Source organism: Bacillus sp. FSL E2-8887, from assembly GCF_038007205.1.
GTDB lineage: Bacteria > Bacillota > Bacilli > Bacillales > Bacillaceae_G > Bacillus_A > Bacillus_A mycoides.
The window spans coordinates 3,724,532-3,743,155 of the sequence record NZ_JBBOWS010000001.1; the positions used below are offsets into that span (position 1 = coordinate 3,724,532).

The 18,624-nt window shown below is 36.2% G+C and carries 23 protein-coding genes; 7 read left to right on the forward strand and 16 right to left on the reverse strand.

The features are described from left to right. Positions 1-176: 176 nt before the first annotated feature. Positions 177-1,043, forward strand: coding sequence for a DUF1002 domain-containing protein (locus NSQ08_RS18935; RefSeq protein WP_340777932.1), 867 nt, complete (start codon positions 177-179; stop codon positions 1,041-1,043). Between the two features lie 30 nt (positions 1,044-1,073). Here the strand turns inward: NSQ08_RS18935 and NSQ08_RS18940 are convergent, their stop codons facing one another. The 14 genes from NSQ08_RS18940 to dacF form a co-directional block, all read right to left on the reverse strand. Beyond that, a complete protein-coding gene (locus tag NSQ08_RS18940; protein ID WP_340777934.1) occupies positions 1,074-1,877 on the reverse strand; it encodes a Cof-type HAD-IIB family hydrolase in 804 nt (267 codons plus the stop codon). 95 nt (positions 1,878-1,972) lie between these two features. Further along, positions 1,973-3,445, reverse strand: coding sequence for a spore germination protein SpoVAF (gene spoVAF, locus NSQ08_RS18945; protein ID WP_340777936.1), 1,473 nt, complete (start codon positions 3,443-3,445; stop codon positions 1,973-1,975). Next, positions 3,432-4,001 carry a stage V sporulation protein AE gene (locus NSQ08_RS18950; RefSeq protein ID WP_002088445.1) on the reverse strand — a complete coding sequence of 190 codons (570 nt, stop codon included), beginning with the start codon at positions 3,999-4,001 and terminating at the stop codon, positions 3,432-3,434. The genes spoVAF and NSQ08_RS18950 overlap by 14 nt, the downstream gene beginning before the upstream one ends. A 5-nt stretch (positions 4,002-4,006) precedes the next feature. Next, entirely contained in the window at positions 4,007-4,357 is a 351-nt protein-coding gene (gene spoVAE, locus NSQ08_RS18955) for a stage V sporulation protein AE (RefSeq protein WP_002014916.1), read from the reverse strand. Positions 4,358-4,360: 3 nt separating this feature from the next. Then, positions 4,361-5,377, reverse strand: coding sequence for a stage V sporulation protein AD (gene spoVAD / locus NSQ08_RS18960; RefSeq protein WP_340777939.1), 1,017 nt, complete (start codon positions 5,375-5,377; stop codon positions 4,361-4,363). Between the two features lie 13 nt (positions 5,378-5,390). Then, positions 5,391-5,849, reverse strand: a complete 459-nt coding sequence (gene spoVAC / locus NSQ08_RS18965) for a stage V sporulation protein AC (RefSeq protein ID WP_340777941.1) — start codon at positions 5,847-5,849, stop codon at positions 5,391-5,393. A 12-nt stretch (positions 5,850-5,861) separates the two neighbouring features. Beyond that, positions 5,862-6,278, reverse strand: coding sequence for a stage V sporulation protein SpoVAB (gene spoVAB, locus NSQ08_RS18970; protein ID WP_016092269.1), 417 nt, complete (start codon positions 6,276-6,278; stop codon positions 5,862-5,864). After that, positions 6,271-6,891 (reverse strand): stage V sporulation protein AA, encoded by a 621-nt coding sequence (locus NSQ08_RS18975; RefSeq protein WP_340777943.1) that lies wholly within the window; start codon positions 6,889-6,891, stop codon positions 6,271-6,273. Before NSQ08_RS18975 ends, spoVAB begins: the two co-directional genes overlap by 8 nt. A gap of 115 nt (positions 6,892-7,006) precedes the next feature. Next, a complete protein-coding gene (locus NSQ08_RS18980; RefSeq protein WP_000016829.1) occupies positions 7,007-7,105 on the reverse strand; it encodes a methionine/alanine import family NSS transporter small subunit in 99 nt (32 codons plus the stop codon). Beyond that, positions 7,105-8,631: a sodium-dependent transporter gene (locus NSQ08_RS18985; protein WP_340777945.1), complete on the reverse strand. Its 1,527-nt coding sequence runs from the start codon at positions 8,629-8,631 to the stop codon at positions 7,105-7,107. Before NSQ08_RS18985 ends, NSQ08_RS18980 begins: the two co-directional genes overlap by 1 nt. 138 nt (positions 8,632-8,769) lie before the next feature. Continuing rightward, a complete protein-coding gene (gene sigF / locus NSQ08_RS18990; protein WP_002014922.1) occupies positions 8,770-9,528 on the reverse strand; it encodes an RNA polymerase sporulation sigma factor SigF in 759 nt (252 codons plus the stop codon). 12 nt (positions 9,529-9,540) lie between these two features. Further along, on the reverse strand, positions 9,541-9,981 hold the full coding sequence (gene spoIIAB / locus NSQ08_RS18995) for an anti-sigma F factor (RefSeq protein WP_001243400.1): 441 nt from the start codon (positions 9,979-9,981) through the stop codon (positions 9,541-9,543). Further along, positions 9,982-10,332 (reverse strand): anti-sigma F factor antagonist, encoded by a 351-nt coding sequence (gene spoIIAA, locus NSQ08_RS19000; protein WP_002128957.1) that lies wholly within the window; start codon positions 10,330-10,332, stop codon positions 9,982-9,984. 165 nt (positions 10,333-10,497) lie between these two features. Further along, on the reverse strand, positions 10,498-11,688 hold the full coding sequence (gene dacF / locus NSQ08_RS19005) for a serine-type D-Ala-D-Ala carboxypeptidase DacF (RefSeq protein ID WP_002088461.1): 1,191 nt from the start codon (positions 11,686-11,688) through the stop codon (positions 10,498-10,500). A gap of 166 nt (positions 11,689-11,854) precedes the next feature. On the opposite strand from dacF, the gene NSQ08_RS19010 reads away from it, so the two are divergent. From NSQ08_RS19010 to NSQ08_RS19025, 4 genes are read left to right on the forward strand one after another with little or no spacing between them, the layout of a single operon-like run. Further along, entirely contained in the window at positions 11,855-12,274 is a 420-nt protein-coding gene (locus NSQ08_RS19010) for a GntR family transcriptional regulator (protein WP_002033900.1), read from the forward strand. Then, positions 12,240-13,121, forward strand: a complete 882-nt coding sequence (locus tag NSQ08_RS19015) for an ABC transporter ATP-binding protein (RefSeq protein WP_340777949.1) — start codon at positions 12,240-12,242, stop codon at positions 13,119-13,121. The genes NSQ08_RS19010 and NSQ08_RS19015 overlap by 35 nt, the downstream gene beginning before the upstream one ends. Continuing rightward, entirely contained in the window at positions 13,111-14,151 is a 1,041-nt protein-coding gene (locus NSQ08_RS19020) for a hypothetical protein (RefSeq protein ID WP_012261655.1), read from the forward strand. Before NSQ08_RS19015 ends, NSQ08_RS19020 begins: the two co-directional genes overlap by 11 nt. Positions 14,152-14,163: 12 nt before the next feature. Continuing rightward, complete coding sequence (locus NSQ08_RS19025; protein WP_012261656.1) at positions 14,164-15,234, forward strand: ABC transporter permease subunit; 1,071 nt, start codon at positions 14,164-14,166, stop codon at positions 15,232-15,234. A 42-nt stretch (positions 15,235-15,276) separates the two neighbouring features. On the opposite strand, the gene NSQ08_RS19030 is transcribed toward NSQ08_RS19025, so the two are convergent. Continuing rightward, positions 15,277-15,822, reverse strand: a complete 546-nt coding sequence (locus NSQ08_RS19030; RefSeq protein WP_002033896.1) for a hypothetical protein — start codon at positions 15,820-15,822, stop codon at positions 15,277-15,279. Positions 15,823-15,922: 100 nt separating this feature from the next. Then, positions 15,923-16,342 (reverse strand): MarR family winged helix-turn-helix transcriptional regulator, encoded by a 420-nt coding sequence (locus NSQ08_RS19035; protein WP_002088468.1) that lies wholly within the window; start codon positions 16,340-16,342, stop codon positions 15,923-15,925. Positions 16,343-16,502: 160 nt separating this feature from the next. On the opposite strand from NSQ08_RS19035, the gene NSQ08_RS19040 reads away from it, so the two are divergent. Together NSQ08_RS19040 and NSQ08_RS19045 are read left to right on the forward strand one after the other, a co-directional pair. Continuing rightward, complete coding sequence (locus tag NSQ08_RS19040; protein WP_002138209.1) at positions 16,503-17,174, forward strand: SIMPL domain-containing protein; 672 nt, start codon at positions 16,503-16,505, stop codon at positions 17,172-17,174. A gap of 134 nt (positions 17,175-17,308) precedes the next feature. Continuing rightward, positions 17,309-18,598, forward strand: a complete 1,290-nt coding sequence (locus NSQ08_RS19045) for an NCS2 family permease (protein WP_002033892.1) — start codon at positions 17,309-17,311, stop codon at positions 18,596-18,598. The last annotated feature ends 26 nt before the right edge of the window (positions 18,599-18,624 follow it).

Here is an 18,624-nt window from a genome sequence, read left to right on the forward strand (position 1 = left end):
TCCTTTCAACTATCTCAGCACTATATTACCATATTCATGACGAGAAACAAAAAGAATCCGACAATCTGCATACTTCTTTTTTGAAATGTGGAAGAAGCTAGGTGACAAATAAGAAAAATATACTATAATAACTGTGTTGCCCGAAAATTTAAGAAAGAGAAAGGGAGCGATTTTTCGTGAAAACGAAATTACTAGCTCTGCTATTAGCTGTAGCCGTATTTATTATGCCAACAGCTTCATTTGCAGACATCATTGAGGGAGAATCAATTGTTACACTAGGAGAAAACTTATCTGAACAACAAAAACAAGAGCTGTTAAAAGAAATGAAAGCACCAAAAGATGCTACAATCATCACTGTGTCTAATGCGGAAGAACATAAATTTCTAGAGGGCATCGTTCCAAAAGCGCAAATTGGTACGAGAGCTATTTCCTCTTCTATGATTACATACACAAAACCAGGGTCAGGTCTCATTGTACGCTCAAAAAACATTAATTCGATAACAGATGCAATGTACACAAATGCACTTATTACAGCAGGTGTGAAAGATGCAGAGATTCAAATTACTGCACCATTTAAAGTTTCAGGAACTGCTGCTTTAACAGGTTTAATGAAGGCCTATGAAACAACATCAAACAAAGCCATTCCTGAAGAAGTAAAAAAAGTAGCCAATGAAGAAATGGTACAAACAGCCCAGCTTGGTGATAAAATCGGCGAAGAAAAAGCAGTTCAACTTGTTGCAAAAATTAAAGAAGAAATTGCAAAAGAACAGCCAAAAACAACTGAAGATTTACGTACATTAATTAAAAAAATTGCTGATCAACTCGGTATTACATTAACAGATGAACAGCTGGATAGCCTAGTAGCGTTATTTGATAAAATGAAAAATCTTAATATCGATTGGAACCAAGTTGGTAGCCAATTAGAGAAAGCAAAAGACCATGTGTCTGCCTTCTTAGGATCTGAAGAAGGGCAAAGTTTCCTAGATAAAGTAAAAGATTTCTTCTCTAGTATCATTGATTTCGTTAAATCTTTATTCAAGTAAAAAAGAAGCTCGCCAGTGACGAGCTTCTTTTTATACAAGTAACGGTAATTTCATAATAGCTTCTTCAACCGAACGGACAACATGATTTGCTTTCTCCTTCACATACGGATGAGCATGATGGAGGGTGAAGGAGTGCGGGGTTACTTCAAACATAGAAATATCATTGAAAGAATCTCCAATACACGCAACTTCATTTGCTTCAATTTGTAAATGTTCCATTAATCGCTTCAGAGCGCTTCCTTTACTTACACCTCTTGGCATAATGTCAACATATCGCTTACCCGATATAAAGACTTCCGCTTCGCTATGAAATGTATCTCTCAACTCTTGATCTAATGCTACAATTTTTTCTTCTTCGCCAAAAACAAATAATTTCGCAGGATGTACAGTCTTCCCAAATTCCTCTTCTAACTCTTCGATTTCAGCAATATGCACTCCCATATACTCTTCAAAAGTATGGTGATGTTCATTCTTCCTTTTTGTATATCGCTGCTCATTTGCACAAACAATATCTGCTAGTCCCTTTTTATGTATATATCGATATATTTCCTGGGCAACCCCATCTTCAAAACTCGATTCATGAAATACTTTTCCATCCGGTAGTATCATTGTCGCTCCATTTAAACTAGTTGTGTAATACGGGAACGAAAACCTTTTTACCACCTCATCAATTCGTTGAGTAAAACGGCCAGAGGCAAAACAAATATTTGTCCCGTTTTCAGCTAGCCAACAAAGCGCTCGTTCATCTTCTTTTTGCATATCATTCATATTGTAAACGAGTGTATCATCTAAATCACTTACAAATAGTTTAATCATGTCCTCTTCCCCTTCCATACACAATATCTACTCTAATTGTACAAAAAAAATGTTTGATTTTTGTTAAAAAAACAATAAATTTTCAATAAAAAATAAGCGGAGCATAATCCCGCTTATTTTTGTCTTCGCACATTTTGAGGTCTTACAATACTTGGACGAACCTTTAAACTAGACATAGTTGGACGAAGTAAAATTTTCGTTAACGCGCCCCAATCAAACGGTAAAAACGGCCATAAATACGGTGTTTGCAAACTTCTTATAGATGTTAAAAACAGAATCAACATCGTCATTCCAATGACAAATCCCATTTCATGAAATATGCCTGTTAAAATAATGACAAACAATTTTCCTATCTTATTCCCAAGCCCTAGTTCATAACTTGGCGTAGCGTATGCTCCAATCATAGAAACTGCTACGTACAAAATAACTTCTGGTACAAACAAACCTACATCAATTGCAATTTGACCAATTAATATGGCAGAAATTAATCCTGCTGCCGACGACAATGATGTCGGTGTATGAATGGCGGCCATTCTTAAAAATTCGAGTCCGACTTCCGCCATCAAAATTTGTAATAAAATCGGTAAATGCGTCATCTTATTTGGTCCAATGAAAGCAAGGCTTTCCGGTAAAAGAGTCGGATCAAAAACAAAAACTAGCCAAAATGGCAGTAAGAATAGCGAAAATATAACACCTAAAAAACGTACCCAACGTAAAAATGTACCTACAGCTGGATTTTGTCTAAACTCTTCTGCATGCTGTAAATGGTGAAAATATGTTGTTGGAGTGATCATAGCACTTGGTGATGTATCAACGAGTACTAACACATGTCCTTCTAACAGATGATTTGCTGCTACATCTGGTCTCTCTGTGTATCGGATAAGCGGGAATGGATTATAACCTTGTTTCACTACAAATTCTTCTACCGTTTTATCCGCCATCGTAATCCCATCTACTTCAATATTATTTAATTCTTGTTTTATAATCTTCACTAAATCCGGATTTGCAACATCTTGTACATATGTAATACAAATATCCGTTTGCGATCTATCCCCTACTCGAATCATTTCATTTCGAAGACGTGGATCGCGTATTCTTCTACGAATTAACGCTGTATTTACAACGATATTTTCAACAAATCCATCCCTTGCACCACGCACTACCTTTTCTGTATCTGGTTCTGTCGGTGTCCGGCCCGGATAACTACGAACATCTATTGCGAACGCTTCAGTTTCACCTTCCACAAATATAACAATGAGTCCTGATAATACTTGGAGCATTACATCATCCATCGTTTTTACTTTACTTACTTGTTGATGAATTAAACGATTCTCTAAAAGCTTTACTGTATCTTCTTCTACATCCCTTATTTCATTTGTATCCACCGCTTCTTCTAAAATAGGGATAATATAATTCGTATCACAAAGTCCATTTACAAATAACACACCAATTTCTTTATTTAAAATTTTAAATTTACGAATACCAACATCGTATGTAACACCAAGTCCAACTGTTTGCTTTAAATAATTTTCATTATCACTTAAAAAAGATGAAATCGGGATATTCACTTTTTTAGGCTTCGTCATAAAAGCCACTCCTTTCCAAAATTAATTGAATCGCTTTTCTAGTAATAGGTGATCCTCTCTCCCATTCATCATTTCCGCACATCTTGCCAATATCACCGACCCCCACTATGACAGGAACATTCAGACCATCTAAACAATAAATCGTATCCCCACTAATCCTGCCAATTTCACCATCTGGGAGTCCAAATTTATCAACGCCATATTCTGTCAAATTCCCATTCCGATCTACACTTACATCTACACGCGCCCATTCCCAATGATGTGTATTAGATGCTACTGCTAAAATACCGAGTACATCAACTTGTTTATGTGTTGCGACATACTTTAACGCCTTTTCACCAGATCCTTCTCCTATAAATCCGCTGTCATCAAACATGACAAATACAGGGTCATATGGCGTTTGCATAATAAGCTCAACAACTTTCTTCCCTGTCAATTTGGTCGGATTACTTTGCGATGCTGAAATACACCTCCCCCCAAATTCCTTTGTTAACAGCTCAATTGTCCGCTTTGCATATTCATCTCCATCTGTGACCAAAACAACCCTTCGTCTCATTTGATTTATCCTTTCGGTTTACATATAAGTGCAACAAAAAATGAAAATAATATCGCTGCTGAAATCCCCGCAGACGTTAAGCTAAACATACCGATTCCAATTCCTAAATATCCATGTTTTTCTGCCGCATGCATTGCCCCGTGCAATAGTGAGTGTCCAAAACTTGTAATAGGGACTGTTGCCCCAGCACCTGCAAATTTTATAAGCTTATCGTACAATCCGAATCCGTCTAAAATAGCTCCGGCGACTACAAAAGTTGCCATTAAATGTGCCGGTGTTAACTTTGCGAAATCTAGCAACACTTGTCCAATTACACAAATAGCTCCTCCTACAAGAAATGCATATATAAAATCCACAATTCACTCTCCTTTAACGCTTTCAAACACAACACCATGCGCAATCGTTGGAATCGTTTCCTTCTGTTGCATCATCATGGGGCTTAATAGAGCTCCAGTTGCAACGACAAAAATTCTTTGTAAATTCCCTTTTTGCATTTCACGCAATAAATGGCCGTATGTTACAACAGCTGAACAAGCACAACCACTGCCCCCTGCAAACACTTCTTCTTGATTTGAATTGTAAATCATTAATCCACAATCCTTGTATACATTCCCCAAATCATACCCTTCCTCAAGTAAAAGTTGTTTCGCAATTGGTGTCCCAACAGCCGATAAATCACCAGTAACAATAAGATCATAATCAGCTGCACTTCTTCTCAAATCTTCAAAATGTTGTTGAATTGTATGAGCAGCAGCTGGTGCCATCGCTGATCCCATATCTAAAGGATTAGCAATTCCTAAATCTTGCACTTTACCAATTGTTGCTGCTGTTATTTTAATTGCACTCTCCTCATTGCTAATTAATATTGACCCTGCTCCGGTAACAGTTGAGTTTGCTGTCCCTGGCTTTTGTCCTCCGTATTCTGTTGGGGAACGAAATTGTCTTTCAGCCGTCGCATTATGACTACTTACTGTAGCTAAAATACGATTCGCAAATCCACCATCTATAAAAGCTGATCCAATCGCCAAAGTTTCCATTGACGTCGCACAAGCGCTGAACATCCCTAAAAAAGGAATACCATACTCACGAGCAACATAATTTGCTGTCACTGTTTGGTTTAATAAATCTCCCGCTAAAAAGAAATCAATTTGCGATTTTTTTATATTCCCTTTTTGCATCGCTTGTTGAATTGAGTCTGACATTAACCTTCGTTCAGCAAGTTCCCAGTTTTCCTCTCCGCAATGTAAGTCAGAATATGAAATATCAAAATCCTTTCCAAGAGGGCCTTCAGCTTCTTTCGGACCGACAGCAGTACCAGTTGCATTCACGAAGATATCATTTTGAAATACCCACGTTTGTTTTCCTGTCAATCTCATACCCACCCCTCCTTTAAGACATTAAAATTTGAAATGTATATCTTATTAATCCGATAATGTATGCACCGACGACTCCAAATACAATGACACTTCCTGCAAGCTTAAACATGTTAGTAGCGATTCCTAGAACAATCCCTTCACTCCTATGCTCTATTGCGGCACTCGCCATAGAATTCGCAAATCCAGTAACTGGTACTGCTGATCCCGCTCCAGAAAACTGCCCGATTTTATCATATACGCCACACCCTGTTAAAATCGCTGATAGTAAAACAAGAGTTGCAACTGTAGGGTTTCCTGCCTCTTTCTCACTAAAGTGAAAGTAATGTATATAAAATTTCATCAACACTTCTCCCACCGTACAAATGAGTCCACCAACAAGAAATGCCTTCACACAATTTATGAAATAGTTCGGTTTTGGATGGTACTCCTTCACTTTATTTATGTAATCGTCCTTCAATTTTCGCCCTGCCATATATGTTGCCTCCTACTTTACGAAATAAATCCAGTGAAACAACGAGCCTATTACTTTCCCAAGTACAAGAGCAACGAGTAAAACAATAATTTTCTCCTCTACCCTTACTCGTTTCGCTAAAATAGGTAAAACGTTTAACACTTCCGTTAACGCCGCAGCGAGCATTCCAATGAATGTGCCACAAAATATCCCTAATATAACGAGCCAATATTGTGACGTTTGAAATGTAATATTTTTCAAACTACACCAAGCCCCTGTTAAAGTACCTGCAATGACCGCCCACTCAAAGTATTGAATATGCTTTCCACTTCTCGTTAATTGAGCTAAACGAGGGATTATACCAAGTACAGCTAAAAACGCGACATATCCGCTACCTACTGCAATCCCTCCAGCTAAGCCAATTAATACAACAAATGCACACTCAATCATCAGCAATCTGTTTCATATTATCCTTGTTTTCATGAACAATTACATATTGATCAAGCGACTGCTGATATTGAAACATCTCAACTTCTAATGGGCTCGGCTCTTCATTAATTCTCTTTTGAAATACATGATTAAAAAATAAGACCATACCTAATCCAAGACCTAATGAATAAGGAATTTGAAATAAAAGTGGTTGCGCCTTAAATTCTCCAGTAATCATGTAATATAACCGTTGGTGTACTTGTTGCATACTTACATCTTCATGGAAATAAATGATCGCAAGGGCCGCTCCAATGAAAAGTAACAACCATACAAGTCCGAAGAAAACCGGATGCACTTTCTTTTTTTCGTATATAATTTCAACAAGAGTTTGTCCAGAACCAAGTAAATTAATTTGTATGTGAGCCGCTTTTTGTTGAATAATCTCAATCACTTTCATAACATCAATTACAACATGTGTTTTATCATGCGCTGTTATTTTGTAGACTATTTCATTTTGTAACAACTCAACTATAAAAGAATCTCCGGCAAGTTGAGCAACATCGCTCAGCTTTACTTCATACGTAGGAGACACTTTTAAACGATTGCGCATTTTAATATAAATCGTTTGTTCCAATTTTCATTCACCCCTTCACTCTTCCTCGTAGTTGTAGTATGGTTATTGGAATTTTTTCTAATACAATTTTTTCATAAAAAAACATCTGTACCATTTCGGTACAGATGTTTTTAGCTTATGCCTTTTTCTTAAATAAATTTGCAATACTTAATGCAAGTCCTCCCCAAATGACTACCATACCTATAACCATCATCATAATCGCTGATCCACTCATCATGAAACACCTCGGTCCTTCCATTCTTTTTCAAGCTGAACAGAGTCTGAATGTATTTGTGCATTCCATTTTTTCAGACCAATAACTAACGCGACTAGAAGGAATGCTGCCGCTATCGACCAACCATACGTTACAACAAACTCTGTTGGATAACCTCCGTAGTTCTTTTTAATGTTTTGGATTGTACCATCAATTAACATATACCCTAACATAAGTGGAGTAATAACGAGTAAACTCACTCTCCAAAACGTTCCTAACTTTATATCAGATACAAAGTTTGCATGATTTTGATAAACTGGTAAACGGCGCAAGATTAGTCCTATTGTAACTACTTCAACGAGTGCAATTGTAATCAATCCAAAATTGTTAGCGAAGTAATCAACAACATCTAGGAACATAAGTCCACCACGTGTTGCAAAAACAAGAGAAACTAATACTAATAGCGTTCCCATAATTCCAATCGTCTTTTGACGACTCAAGCTGAATTTTTCAGATACAGCGGCAAAGCATACTTCTGCAAGTGAAATGAGTGATGTAATTCCAGCAACAGTTAGAGATAAGAAGAATAATACACCAAATAACGGCGACATCGGTAACTCATTAATAATTTGCGGGAATACTACAAATGCAAGTCCTACACCAGCACTAGCTACTTTATCAACCGGTACCCCCATGTTATTCGCCATAAATCCAAGAGCTGCAAAGACACCAATACCTGCCAATAATTCAAATCCTGAATTTGCAAATCCTGTAATAAAAGCATTATTTGTTGTATCTGAGTTTTTCGGTAAATAACTAGAATACGTAATCATAATTCCGAATGCTAAAGATAAACTAAAGAAAATTTGACCGTAAGCAGCAAGCCATACTTTCCCATCCAAAATACGACTCCAATCTGGTTTAAAAAATGCATCTAGCCCCTGCATCGCCCCTTCCATCGTCACTGCACGAACAACGATAATAAGGAACATAACAACTAGTAAAGGAATAAAAATACGGTTAACAACTTCGATTCCTTTTTTAACTCCTTTAAACGCAACACCAAGCACAATAATCCAAACGAGAGCTAACGGAATTAATACTTCTGGTACGAGCCCCCCGAATTGTCCTGGCTTATCTGCAACATGTAAATATTCTTTAAATAAAAATGATTGCGTGTCTTTCCCCCATGCTCCAGTAATTGCAAAGTACGTATACGAAATAGACCAAGCAATGATTACGGCGTAATATGTTGAAACAATAAATGTCACACACATTTGCCACCATCCAATAAATTCAGCACGTCGATGAATACGGAAGAATGTAAGTGGCGCCGAACCACGATGACGATGCCCAAGAGCAAACTCGAAAGCTAACAATGAAATACCAGTCGTTAATAATGCAAATAAGTACGGTAAAAAGAATGCGCCTCCCCCGTTTTCATACGCTGTATAAGGAAAACGCCATATATTCCCTAGTCCAACAGCGGAACCGATTGCTGCAAAAATAAATCCAGCCCTCGTTCCCCATTGTTGCCTCGTTTCCATGTTTCCTTCCCCCTTTGTGACAAGTTCATACTTGGATTATAGTTTAAATTAACTAAATTATCGATAAATTCTGTAAATTTTCAGCGATAGTTGGAATCTTCTCCTTTTCGTGACAATAAAAAAAAATCGAATAGATAGCTATTCATCTATTCGATCTTTCATCTGTTTTAATATTTTCTTTTCAAGTCTTGAAACTTGTACTTGCGAAATGCCTATTCGCTCCGCTACTTCTGATTGGGTTTGGTCTTTATAATAGCGCAAATACACAATTAGCCTTTCTCGTTCATCCAATTCTCTAATTGCTTCTTTTAAAGCAATTTTATCAAACCATTTCGTTTCCGATTGATCTGCAATTTGATCTAAAATAGTAATTGGATCTCCGTCGTTTTCATACACAGTTTCATGTATCGACGAAGGAGCACGACTCGCTTCTTGCGCCAGAACAACTTCTTCCGGCGTTAGTTCAAGAGCCTGTGCTACCTCATTAATCGTTGGAGCCCTTCCAAATTCTTTCGAAAGCTCGTCTCTCATCTTTCGGACTTTGTTTCCTGTTTCTTTTAAAGATCTACTTACTTTCACTGATCCATCGTCACGTAAAAATCGTTGTATTTCACCGATAATCATTGGAACTGCATATGTTGAAAATTTCACGTCGAAAGATAAATCAAATTTATCTACCGATTTTAAGAGTCCAATACATCCAATTTGAAATAAATCGTCTGGTTCGTATCCTCGATTAAGAAATCGCTGTACAACCGACCATACGAGACGCATATTACTTTGAACGATTGTATCTCTCGCTTGTTGATCTCCATCTTGACTTTTTTGAATTAACGCTTTTAGCTCGTGGTCCTTTAACTGAGGTTTCTTCTTCTCATTTCTGACCTCTATGTCCATTGGCTATTCTCCTTAATTGCATAGAGCGTTACTATTTGATAAGTATTTTGTCAAATGGATTGTTGTCCCGAAAGATTCGTTTGAAATAACTTCTACTTCATCCATAAAATTTTCCATGATAGTAAATCCCATTCCGGAACGCTCTAATTCAGGTTTAGTTGTAAAAAGGGGTTGTCTTGCTTCATCTAAGTTAAAGATACCAATCCCTTCATCTCGAATCGTGAGTTTCACCATCGCTTCTTCCAAAATCACTGAAATATAAACAACACCTTCTGCATTTCCTTCATACCCATGAATAATTGCATTTGTAACCGCTTCTGACACAACTGTTTTAATCTCTGTTAGTTCTTCCATCGTCGGGTCTAATTGCGCAATAAAAGCAGCTACCGTAACACGAGCGAATGATTCATTCTGACTTAACGCTGAAAATTGAAGGTTCATTTCATTTCTCATCTACGCCACCCCCAACGTCGCGAGCGCATGCGCTTCACTTTCTTCTAAACGAACAATTTTGAATAGACCTGACATTTCAAATAAACGTTTAACGGGCGGTGAAATTGCACAGACAACCATCTCTCCACCTAATCCCTTTACATGTTTATATCGGCCTAATATAACGCCTAAACCAGAACTATCCATAAATGTTAAGTTCTCTAGGCTCAAAATAATATGATGAACACCATGTGTCTCAATCATATCTGTGACTTTCGTTCGCAACTCTTCAGCAGTATGATGATCTAACTCGCCCTCTAGCCTCACACATAAGACGTCACGTTTTACTTCTAAATGCATGGAAAGACTCACACGATTTCCTCCTTATGCTCAAACTTTACTCATTAACATAAGATTTTCGTGATATAAAATCAGAATCCTTCCTACTGACAAAAGAAGAACTATTTCGTCATAAAGTGAAACCTTTCAGCAATTATTTCAGTAAATACGAACAGAAAAACATCAAAATTTCCGCCGCTATTTTGATGTTGAAAACATCCCAAAACTTCTTTTAAATAACTCCCACCAGCTCGCTGCCTCAACATCTTCTTTCGCTACAATTGTTTGTTTTAATAAAACATCTTTATCTCTTTTAATAACAAGTGTGCCAAGTGCATCACCTTTTTTAATCGGTGCCTTCACTTTCTTTTCAGCAATCACTTCTTGTTTAACTTTGTCCATATTTTCGCCCTTCTTCATAAGAAGAGACACATTGTCTGACGCAACTAAATCTACTTTTTCTTCCTTACCTTTTCCTACTTGTACAGTCTTAATTTTCTCACCACGTGTATATAATTTCTTTGTCATGTATTGTCCAAATGCATAATCAAGAAGCTTCGTTACTTGATTGTTCCGCTCTTTTGATGTAGGTGCTCCCATTACAACTGAAATAACACGCATACCATTTTTCTCAGCCGATGCCGTTAAACAATATTTCGCTTCTGTCGTAAAGCCTGTTTTCACTCCATCTACTCCAGGATAAAAACGTACTAGCTTATTCGTATTAACAAGCCAAAACTTCTTATCCGTATTTTCACGTAAATAGTCTTCATATTTACCTGTGTATTTTCGAATAAGTGGATACTTCATCAACTCTTTCGCCATAATAGCCATATCATTCGCTGTAGAATAATGATCTTTCGCTGGAAGACCTGTCGGATTTTGAAAATGTGTATTTTTCAATCCTAGATCTTTCGCTTTTTTGTTCATCATATTTACGAAACCTTCTTCTGAACCAGCGATATGCTCAGCTACTGCAACCGATGCATCATTTCCAGATGCAATTGCAATGCCCTTTAACATTTCATTTACAGTCATCTCTTCCCCAGGTTCTAGAAAAATTTGTGATCCGCCCATTGAAGCTGCGTGTTCACTCGCTCTAACTTTATCGTTTAGTTTTAGTTTTCCTTTTTCAACTTGTTCCATAATTAATAGCATTGTCATAATCTTTGTCATACTAGCAGGTGGTAACTTTTCATTCGGATTTTTATCAAACAAAACTTTACCTGTATCTTGCTCAATTACGATCGCTGACGACGCTTGTTCCGCTAACTTCGGCGTGGTTTCTTCTGTTTTTTCCTGCTTCGTTTTCTCAGATTGTGCGAAACTAACTGAAGTACCAGAAAGCAATAACATGAAACAAACAAGTATTCCAAAAACTCGCTTCATGACTAACCCTCCATTCTATATCAAACTTATTTTTTCCAATTTATACATTTTTAATACCATATTTTTCTATTATTTTCAGTTGACAAATAAATTCCTTGCCTATATTGTATTAAGTGCATTACACGTAGTAGTACACTTAATACTCATCAGGAAGGAGACATTGCTCTTGCATATTCAACTTGATCCAAGAAGCAACACTCCGATATGGGAACAAATTGTTCAAAATATAAAAGAGCTCGTACTAAAAAATATGTTAGCTCCAAGTGATAAACTTCCTTCTGTACGCGAGCTTGCTTCTTTGCTCGTTATAAATCCAAATACAGTAAGTAAAGCTTATCAAGAATTAGAGCGACAAGGGATTATTGAAACATTACGAGGAAAAGGAACATTTGTAGCCCAATCGATTACCCCAACATTAGACGAAAGGAAAATCGCTATGGTTGAAAAGCAATTTCATCAATTATTACTAGAAGCCTCTTATCTTGGGATTACGAAAGATAAAATTCACGATTGGATAGATTCATACTATAAAGAGATTGGAGGAAATACAGATGTTGAAAGTGACAAACTTGAAGAAAACAATTGATAACCAAACGATTTTAGACGATGTTTCTTTCACATTACAAAAAGGTAGTATCGTCGGATTGCTCGGAAGAAACGGTGCGGGGAAAACAACTTTATTACGAACGATGGTCGGCATTTTAGACCCCGATGAAGGAACTGTTACATATGAGAATACAGATGTTCATATGCATCCTGAAATTAAACAAAAAGTTGTATACGTTCCAGACTCTACTAACATACTGAACGGATATACAGTAAAAGAAATCGTAAAGTTTTATAAAGCGGTTTATACAGCATTTGATGAACAATATTTTTATGAAATATTAGAACGTTTTAATTTACCAAACAAACGTATTCGTAGTTACTCAAAAGGAATGAAAGCACTGCTTGCGATCATTTTAGCTTTCGCTGCAAAAGCAGAATATATCATTTTAGATGAACCGACAAACGGACTTGATCCTATCGTCAAAAGACAGATTCTACAATTTCTCGTTGAAGAAGTAGCAGAAAAAGAAATTACAATTTTCATCTCCACTCACCATTTAGATGAAGTTGAAAAAATTGCCGATACAATCATTATTTTAAAAGGACATACAGTAGATTCTATTACATCACTAGATGATGCAAAATCACGATTTGCCAAAATACAAGTTGCTTATGAACGTTCATTACCTCAAAAACTAGAAAACTTAAGCAATATTAAAATATTAAACCAAACAGGAAAAGTATATACAATCTTAATTGAGGAAAATGTGGCTACAACACTGGAGAAGTTTTATAAAGAGCAACCAATACTCATTGAAGAATTATCAATGTCACTTGAAGATGTCTTCGTTACGACACTTGAGGAGGATGGGTATGTTTCATAAGGCGTTGTGGATGTGGAATTGGAAGCGCGGGAAATATGCTGTATTAATAATGTTTTTAGTATCTATGTATGTTTTCCCTTATAAATACTATAAGGCATCCCAAACCCAGATGGATTTTTTCTATAAATATAACCCAACAGGAGAGTTTTATTACGACTATTACTTCTCAGATTACAATTCCATCATTATTCTCTCTATCATTGCACTAGCTTGCTTAATGATTGGATGGGAACGTAGCAATTTGAAGTTGAGTGATTCTTTAATGGTAATGCCTTTTAAACGTAGCACCATCTTTTTTTCGAAATGGTTATTTGGCATTATTCACATTGTTACATGTCTTTTACTATGCTGGGCTCTAATGTACCTTGTATATAGAACGACAATTCACTTTGAATTTCAATCATTCAACTTTTTCCATAGATATTTTTTCTATGCAATAATTACTTATATCGCTCTCTATACTACAGCTTTATGTATCGGAACTTTTACAGGAAGTATCATTTCTCAAGGTACCTTCTGTGCTTTATATTTAATTAAAGGGTTTGGAATTCTTTCTTTGCTCTTCTCTTTTTATAATGCACATTTAAATATGGATACAGAAGATTCTTCAAATAAATATGAAGCAATCTTTCATTTAAACCAGCAAACAGAAATTCTTGCTCCCATAAAAAAATTTCATATTCGATATAATTATGATACGAGGAACCAACCAACTAAAAAGGAAGGACCTGTATTCTATGACTATAGTTCTCCTAAAATATTACTAGTACCCATTCTATATACAATATGTTCCTTATTACTGGGGGTTATTTTATATAAGCATTCACCTAATGAAAATAATAAAAAGGTATTTTCATTTCAAAAGAAACAAAAACTATGGATTGTTGGGACAACTTTCTATTTTGCTTTAATAGGTGGGAGCATGTTACACTATTCTGATTTGATATTTAGCTATTATTTTGGGCTAATTTTATTTGGAACCCTCAGCTATTTTGCACTTTCACGCCTTACAAATTATAAAGTTTTATAAAGGAGAGATCCTATGTTTCAAAAAGCATTATGGTTACAAAGCTATAAACAAGGAAAATATTTCATTTGGCTTTTTTGGATTACTAGCTTCTATACACTATCTTATAAATATTATGTAGATGCTGCAAAATCCTTTCATTTTTCACAAACTATCACGGAAAAAGTTAATTATCATTATCAATATTTCCTTAGTCCTGAAGACCATTTATTCATACAGGGAATTGTAATTATTGCGTTAGCATGTGTGCTGATTGGTTGGGAACGCCATAACAAAACCATGGATTCTTTATGGTCGCTGCCTTTTAAGCGAAGATATATATATCTTACAAAATGGTTATTAGGGGTACTTAATATTATTGCTGTCTATGCAATAAATTGGGGACTTTTCGCAATTTTAAAAAAGACGACCTTTCATGATAAATACCAGTTATTCTCACCATTTCATTCTTATTTTCTTTATACAGTCATTGTATTAATTGCTATTTATACTTTGACATTATTTATGGGAACAATAACTGCTAATATACTTTCTCAAAGTATATTCACTAGTATTATGCTTATTTTACCATACGGATTGGCATTACTTTTGGCTGGTTTTATTTCAGTTCACCTGTACGGAACTCACGAGAAAACTTACAAAATTGAAAATCAATACGTATCAGTTTCATCACATATAAATATACTTTCACCTATCGAGGACTTAGAGATTAGATTTGATTACGATCCACAATCAGCTTACACAGATAAAAACGGTAAACGATTAAACGAACCTAATTTTTCAAAAATACCCTCTGCTTGGAACTTATTAAGTCCAATTATGTATATACTTATCTTATTACCTTTAGGTACCTATTTATATACACAATCGCCTAATGAACAAAACGGTAAGTTGCTTTTATTCTCAAAGCTCCACAAGCCTTTTATAGCATGTACTGTATTTTGTTTCGCCCTATTTGGAGGTCGCATAATAGGAGGAACACAATCAATTATTGGTTATTATATTGGCTTTGGTGTAATTGGTCTAATTTGCTATGTCGTGTTATCACGCTTATTAAAGAAAAGGATTTCTTTGGGAGTAAAATAGTAAAATGTAATTTTCTAATAAATAGCCTCCTTCAAAAGGAGGTTATTTCACATTCTCTCTCCTATCTCCATACACCATCTCTTCTTTCATCCCAAATCCATCACCATTTTTCACAATTTGCTCTGTCGGCGCGACTACACTTTCAGCAATTTTCCATTCGCCGCGCTCTTTCACAAATACTTGCAGAAAATAGTTCATGCCATTTAATTGATACGCATTTTCTTTTTTCACATTATAGTGCACCGCAATGTAGTGCACTTGAATATTTTCTTTCCCTGCTTTTGATACGTATTGCGATAATCTTGGAATGTACATTGATGCTTTCTTAAATGGTAATTGCTTCGCTTTAACGAGCGATGAACTTGTTACATTACGCAAAGTGTCCTGATTACGAACATTATCGCTATGATGAAATAATACTGCGTTTTGCATAGAACGAACCCATAATTTCGAATACAAGACGGTATTATCATTCTCAATGTACTTCACTTCTTTTTGCACCACTTGGATAGGGGTATCAGCGTACATGAATGTATGAAAGCAGAAAAAACTTCCAAGTAAAATGGTAAGTGCAGCAATATATTTCATAATCTTTCCTCCGATCTGTTTAATTAAAGTATCGGAGTTTCAAAATATTTTTATTCAAAAGAAAAAGGATAGGAAAGCTCTCGCTTCCTATCCTCATTTATTATAATACGCGGCCAAATAGTTCTAAAACCATTTCTATCTCTTGGTCGCTCCAACCTTTAAATTTCTCTTTATAATATTCTTTACGCACAGCTTCAAGCTTTTCAGTTACTTCTCGTCCGTTTTCAGTAATTTCTAAGTATACGATACGACGGTCCGAATTTGAACGTTTTCTTTCAACAAACCCTTTTCGCACGAGACGATCTGTTACAGCTGTAATATGACTGGAGGTTACGTTTACTTCACTCGCAATTTGCGAAGCCATCTGTGGACTTTTTAAAAATAACGCACGTAATACAGAGAATTCATTATATGGCATATGCTCTGAAAAACGTGTATTAATATCATTTTGTAATAAACGTATCATCTTTCGAAATGATGCAGATAAATCTAAAATCAGTGTTTCTCTATTTTCGTTCACTAGCCTCGTCCCTTTTTTATCATATTTACACATATTATAATCTATAAATACCTATATTGTATATGCTTTCTTCCCTCAACATTCTCATTTATGTAACTTTTTTCATAAGATTTTCTTTTTTGTTCACACATATACATATAAAAAAGGATGGTGAGCATAAATGCAAAGTGGAATGAATCCGTATTTACATAATATCCGTACGACGAATACTGGTAAAGAAGCTACTATTACTGTACAAGGAGAAGGCATTATAAAGGCAAAACCAAATGTTGTCATATTAACACTGGGCATTCGAACAGATAGTAAAAATGTAAAACAGGCGCAAGAAGAAAATGCAGTGCAATCGAAACAATTGCTTGATGCACTCAAACAGCTAGGTATTGCCGATAAAGATATAGAAACCATTTCTTATACAATTACTCCTCAATACGAATATGTAAATGATAAAGCATTACTACAAGGCTACCGTGTGGAGCATTTGTATGAAATTACCGTTTTAAATGTGCAAAAAGCAGGGGAAGTATATGATATAGCCGTTACAAATGGTGCAAACGTAGCAAAAGGATTACGTTTTCGAATATCTCATCCAAATAAATATTATGAGCAAGCTCTCATTCAAGCTCTGCAACAAGCAGTAGACAAAGCTCGTACAATTGCGAGTACCTACAATTTAAATATTAATCCTGTTCCCCTCTCACTCGTTGAAGAATCTGCCCAATTACCACGGGAGATCGCATCATATGCTACTTTGCATGCGCAAGCAGCTCCGCCCATTCAATCAGGAGAACTAGAAATCATTTCATCTATCCGGGCAATTTTTACGTATTTATAAATAAACTCATTTATAAGTAACCGTTATCATTTTCGTTGTTGTAAAAACATGATGTTCTGATATAATAAAGGACGGTGAGCTCTTACATAAGAGATATCACGGGTGGGAGAGGGATATGAAAAAGAAGGTTTAACATGAAAGGAATACTTGAAAGAACATTTAAATTAGACTTACACCAAACATCACCAAAACAAGAAGTTTTAGCTGGAGTCACGTCATTTTTCACAATTGTTTATATTATGATTGTAAATGCGTCAATCTTATCAGATGCCGGCATTCCTCTTGAGGCAGGAATTTTGGCAACTGTTTTTAGTTCATTTGTCGGATGTCTACTCATGGCATTTTGGGCAAATGCACCTGCTATTCTTGTCCCTGGTATGGGTGTAAATGCATTCTTCACGTACACTGCTGTGCATACGCTCGGTTTAACTTGGCAAGAAGCATTGGCAGCTGTTTTTATCGCCGGTATTATTTTTGCAATTGCTGCTTTTACACCGATTGCTCGCGTGCTTTCGGTATCGATTCCAAAGTCATTAAAGGAAGCGATCACTGTCGGTATCGGGTTGTTTTTAGCTTTCATCGGCTTGCAAAAAGGTGGTTTAGTCGTTTCGCATCCTAATACTGCTGTTGCAATGGGAAAATTAAGTAGTCCTGTCGTTCTTGCCACACTACTTACTCTTATTGTCGCACTTGTACTATTTGCGCGTAACGTACGTGGAAGCTTTTTATGGACGATTGCAATTGGAACTGGTATTGCATGGCTGTTTGGTCTTGTTGATACGAGTCAAATGGGAAATAGTTCGTTTTCATTCGCTAATTATGGCGATGTGTTTGGAGCTATGTCATTTGGGAAACTTTCTTCCTTGCCATTTTGGATTGCAACATTCTCCTTAAGCATGGTGCTTATTTTTGAGAACATGGGACTTTTACATGGTTTATTAGAAGATGATCGTAAATTCCCACGTGCTTACCAAGCAAATGCAATTTCAGCAATGACATGTGGTCTATTTGGCACAAGCCCTACCGTTTCAACAGTAGAGAGTGCCGCAGGTATTACTGCAGGCGGAAAGACAGGTCTGACGTCTATCGTTACAGGGTTGTTATTCTTCGCATCACTGTTTGCGCTTCCGTTTGTCAAAATAATTCCTGACAGTGCCATTGCACCAATCTTAATTATTATTGGCGGGCTGATGATTACAAGCATTCAACAAATTCCTCTAAACGACTTTTCAGAAGGATTTCCAGCGTTTTTAATTATCGTTATGATCCCGCTCACATATAGTATCGCTGATGGCATTGCGTTCGGATTTATTGCTTATCCTATCTTGAAAGTTGCACTTGGAAAGCGTAAAGAAGTCGCACCGTCCATGTATATTATTACATGCTTATTCTTAGCCATGTTCGTATTACACGCTATTGGCTAAGAAAAAAACACCGAGGAAATCCTCGG

Bases quoted from the DNA above. Each gene is read 5' to 3' on its own strand.
- dacF (WP_002088461.1), bottom strand. From the start codon at position 11,688: ATGAAGCGAGTTTTTGGAATACTTGTTTGTTTCATGTTATTGCTTTCT.
- spoVAC (WP_340777941.1), bottom strand. From the start codon at position 5,849: ATGGCAGGGCGAAAATTGAAGGACGATTACATAAATAAAGTGAAGGAG.
- NSQ08_RS19015 (WP_340777949.1), top strand. From the start codon at position 12,240: ATGTTGAAAGTGACAAACTTGAAGAAAACAATTGATAACCAAACGATT.
- NSQ08_RS19040 (WP_002138209.1), top strand. From the start codon at position 16,503: ATGCAAAGTGGAATGAATCCGTATTTACATAATATCCGTACGACGAAT.
- NSQ08_RS18940 (WP_340777934.1), bottom strand. From the start codon at position 1,877: ATGGAAGGGGAAGAGGACATGATTAAACTATTTGTAAGTGATTTAGAT.
- NSQ08_RS18985 (WP_340777945.1), bottom strand. From the start codon at position 8,631: ATGGAAACGAGGCAACAATGGGGAACGAGGGCTGGATTTATTTTTGCA.
- NSQ08_RS18980 (WP_000016829.1), bottom strand. From the start codon at position 7,105: ATGAGTGGATCAGCGATTATGATGATGGTTATAGGTATGGTAGTCATT.
- NSQ08_RS18950 (WP_002088445.1), bottom strand. From the start codon at position 4,001: ATGAGACGAAGGGTTGTTTTGGTCACAGATGGAGATGAATATGCAAAG.
- spoVAD (WP_340777939.1), bottom strand. From the start codon at position 5,377: ATGAGATTGACAGGAAAACAAACGTGGGTATTTCAAAATGATATCTTC.
- NSQ08_RS19030 (WP_002033896.1), bottom strand. From the start codon at position 15,822: ATGAAATATATTGCTGCACTTACCATTTTACTTGGAAGTTTTTTCTGC.
- sigF (WP_002014922.1), bottom strand. From the start codon at position 9,528: ATGGACATAGAGGTCAGAAATGAGAAGAAGAAACCTCAGTTAAAGGAC.
- spoIIAB (WP_001243400.1), bottom strand. From the start codon at position 9,981: ATGAGAAATGAAATGAACCTTCAATTTTCAGCGTTAAGTCAGAATGAA.
- spoVAB (WP_016092269.1), bottom strand. From the start codon at position 6,278: ATGATTGAGTGTGCATTTGTTGTATTAATTGGCTTAGCTGGAGGGATT.
- NSQ08_RS19020 (WP_012261655.1), top strand. From the start codon at position 13,111: ATGTTTCATAAGGCGTTGTGGATGTGGAATTGGAAGCGCGGGAAATAT.
- spoVAF (WP_340777936.1), bottom strand. From the start codon at position 3,445: ATGACGAAGCCTAAAAAAGTGAATATCCCGATTTCATCTTTTTTAAGT.
- NSQ08_RS19025 (WP_012261656.1), top strand. From the start codon at position 14,164: ATGTTTCAAAAAGCATTATGGTTACAAAGCTATAAACAAGGAAAATAT.
- NSQ08_RS19045 (WP_002033892.1), top strand. From the start codon at position 17,309: ATGAAAGGAATACTTGAAAGAACATTTAAATTAGACTTACACCAAACA.